The following is a 3259-nucleotide window of genomic DNA, read 5'->3' on the forward strand; positions in this document are numbered from 1 at the left end:
TTCTGCGCTGCCATTGGTGTTTTTAAAGTAGCTTACTCTAATGTTCCCCAAATGGTCTGTATAGCTGTAAATATACTGATTTTTTTCAAAATCGTAATATCCTTCTGCGGTTGGAACAAATTTTAAAGTCAGTACAGAGGGAAGTCCTTTTTTTCCGTCCGCTTCGTACTGAAAAACATCGAGTTAAGCAGTATTCCGCCTGCCGATGCGCTTAAAAATATTGCCGATGCTTTAGGAGTTTCAAGTGATGCATTACTCAACGATGAAACAGTTGCTATTAAAGATAAGGAACTTCTGAAAAAATTTGAAGCCATACAGGAGATGAGCGAAGAAGACAAAGCTCTGGTAACAAGATTTCTCGATCTTACCATAAGAGATTTTAATGCAAGAAAAGCCTATAAGTAAATTTTGCTTTATTATAAAACACAAAACCCACCGCATTGCGGTGGGTTATTTATTGTTGCTCACGGATTACAAATCCGCGAGAGCGGGGATTATCTACTATTTTTAGGAATTATATTGATAATTGTCCATTTTTCATTTTCATTATTTCTTTTCAAATAATAAATTACGCCGTAATCCATATTAGAAGTTGCTAATACAATTGTCGCTAAATTTTTATTTAAAGTAAAATTATAAACTACAAAATAATCTTTGTTGGGCTTTTCAGTTACTATATCTATAACTTTATTATTAATTCCATATTCTTTTGAATTTTGAACCAATAACTTTTCTTTATCATATATAACAATTGATTTATTTGAATAGTAATTTATTAAACTATTATAAACAGATTCAGTATTAAAAAATTCTGATAAAAAAATATCTTTTTGTTTATTACTGTTGATATTTGCACAGGAAAATAATACAAGTAGTAATAATATATTTAAAGTTTTGATAGACTTTTTCATTTATTTTGTTTTAAAAATACTTTGCAATAATTTAAAGTTGGCTTTTACATAATTAGTGATATTTCCTGATACTTCAGTATTATAATGACCTATTCCAATACCTTGTTCTCCTCTTCCAAAAGCTTTATATTCAAAAAAGTTACCTACATCGGTTGGTCTAAATCCTTTATTTTTTAACATGAAATTTGCAATATCTTCATAATTCGATTTTCTTTTGCCTAAATCATCTCCCCAATGCGCTGTTTCATGGGCAATTACTGCGCTAGCGTATAGTAAATTTGATAACCCTTCAATTGAGTTTGTATCTTTATTAACTTTTTCAAACCAATTAGCTAGTGCAGTTTGAATTGCTGCTGTGTTTAATGTACTGCCTTCCGTTAATCCTCCATGTAAATATTCAGCATCACCGAATGATAAGTCCATCACTTTCAGCTCCATTCCTTTTCCATATGTGAATATTTCTTTTAATTCATCTATTGAAAAGCCACTTGCCGTACTTAAGGCTGACATAAACTTTTCATCCTTAATCATATTAGGTAACTTGTTTTTTACTAAGTCATAGAAAGCCGGATAATTCTTTTTATAATATTCTTCTGTTCCTTTCGGAAACTGGAAGGTAGGGTCACTTCCTCCACCGCCTGCTGCATCCTGCCATAACGACATCTGATTGCTGAAATTAGCTGCTCCCAAAGTACTTCCTGCAAAGTAATCACCTCCGGTTAGTGTCGTATTAGGATCAAACTCCCAATATACGGCAGAAACATTCTGCATTCCGTCCGGATCTAAAAACATTACCGGATTATTATAGGCATAAGCATAAGGAGACCATCGTCTGGAAGTTTCTGCTAAAGGATCTGTTACGCCCCACCTTGCAATATCGCTCATATACATCCTTGCCCCGTAATCGCTCCATCCTGTTTCTGTTTGCAGCTCTTTACCATTGTATTGGTAGCTGTATGCAGGATTTCCGGTTGTCTGGTTATATGCTTCATCCCAAAAGGATAGAAGTTGTTCTCTTCAAGAACTTCTGCTCTGCCATTCTGGTTTTTAAAGTAGCTTAAACGCACATTTCCCAAATGGTCTGTATAGCTGTAAATATATTGATTTTTTTAAGAGATATTTATTAACATAAAAATAAAACAGGCAATGATTTCTATTAGCTGTCTGTCTTATTTCTTTTAAAACACAAAACCCACCGCTTTGCGGTGGGTTCTTTATTGTTGCTCACGGATTACAAATCCGTGTGATTAGAATTCATGTGAATAAATTCGTTTTCATCAATTTCACGTTCTAAGTATCCAATAACTTCATTCAAATTTTCACTAAGAAAAAACATTCCATAATATTTCTTACCAAGTAGACTTACAAACCTTAGTTTACTTTTAGAGTAATTTTCTAAACCTGATATTAGATGAGTTATTTCTTGAGATAATTTATTGTTACCATTTCTTTTGGCGGTATATTGTCTTATTTTATATATTCCTATTAAGTTCTCTCTTTCAAAATTATCACTATTACTGACCTTAATTTTATAGTTTTTAAAATCACCTAAAAAATTTCTTTCTTTTTTAATTAAATTAAATATTTTTTCGGATGTTAACATAGTTTGATAATTTATTTTGGTCTGGGTAATACATATTCAACTTTTGCTCCGTATACTACACCTGGTACAAGCCATTCTGCTTCTGCTGTTTCTGGATTGTATGGATTCGGAACGACTTCACTTGCTCTAAATTGTTTAGACATGATAATACCAGGTATTCCATTCATGTGCATTGCTACACCTGTGGCAAAATCTCTTGCTGTTTCTTTACTTGGTGTCCAACTAGTCCAAATACTTAAATTGTCACCACCTGCATGAGCTTCCATATCTTGATGGGGTCCCCAAGTAGTTGCAACTTGTTCAAATCCTCTAGGAATTGCAATACCTTGTGACGCATAAAAATACATAGATCCTTTTGCTTCAACTGATACTCCTCTATATAATGTAATCATCTGTTCTTTTTCTGGTGTATCACCTGTAAGAACTAGAGGTAAAGTCCATAAGCCAGCTCTAGTAATTCCTGCCAAAAATGTATCAAAACTTAAAAAAGGAACTGTTCCTTCAGGAATTAGAGGTCCAACTTCTACAGGTGGTATTCTTGTTATTACTGCACCTGGTAAAAATGTTGAAACCTTCGCCTCCTTCTTAGCTGTTCCAAAAAGTCGGGCAAAAAAGTTTGAAAGAATTTGTCCCAATTGGATTCCTGTGCCGCTTTTCGGGGTAGGTCCACTTCCTCCACCGCCTGCTGCATCCTGCCATAACGACATCTGATTGCTGAAATTAGCTGCTCCCAAAGTACTTCCTG

The 3259-nt window shown here is 33.9% G+C and carries 5 protein-coding genes and 2 pseudogenes; all 7 read right to left on the bottom strand.

Features of this window, described 5'->3' with window-relative positions; all coding sequences use genetic code 11:
- Positions 1 to 183, bottom strand: a pseudogene (locus H6W52_RS21475) (hypothetical protein); the annotation flags it as partial.
- A complete protein-coding gene (locus H6W52_RS20895) occupies positions 129 to 371 on the bottom strand; it encodes a hypothetical protein (protein ID WP_123892031.1) in 243 nt (80 codons plus the stop codon). The gene H6W52_RS20895 and the pseudogene H6W52_RS21475, both read right to left, overlap by 55 nt.
- A 123-nt stretch (positions 372 to 494) precedes the next feature.
- A complete protein-coding gene (locus tag H6W52_RS20900; protein ID WP_116100162.1) occupies positions 495 to 911 on the bottom strand; it encodes a hypothetical protein in 417 nt (138 codons plus the stop codon).
- A complete protein-coding gene (locus H6W52_RS20905; protein ID WP_185144449.1) occupies positions 912 to 1703 on the bottom strand; it encodes a hypothetical protein in 792 nt (263 codons plus the stop codon). It lies immediately after the preceding gene.
- A pseudogene (locus tag H6W52_RS20910) lies at positions 1680 to 2020 on the bottom strand (RHS repeat domain-containing protein); the annotation flags it as partial. The gene H6W52_RS20905 and the pseudogene H6W52_RS20910, both read right to left, overlap by 24 nt.
- 122 nt (positions 2021 to 2142) lie before the next feature.
- The gene (locus H6W52_RS20915; protein ID WP_116100163.1) at positions 2143 to 2514 is read right to left on the bottom strand and encodes an enoyl-CoA hydratase; all 372 of its coding nucleotides are present in this window, start codon (positions 2512 to 2514) and stop codon (positions 2143 to 2145) included.
- Between the two features lie 11 nt (positions 2515 to 2525).
- Positions 2526 to 3259: hypothetical protein (locus tag H6W52_RS20920; RefSeq protein ID WP_185216962.1), on the bottom strand; the 734-nt coding region annotated here is incomplete at its 5' end.

The organism is Chryseobacterium sp. C2(2020) (assembly GCF_014218915.1).
Lineage (GTDB): Bacteria > Bacteroidota > Bacteroidia > Flavobacteriales > Weeksellaceae > Chryseobacterium > Chryseobacterium mucoviscidosis.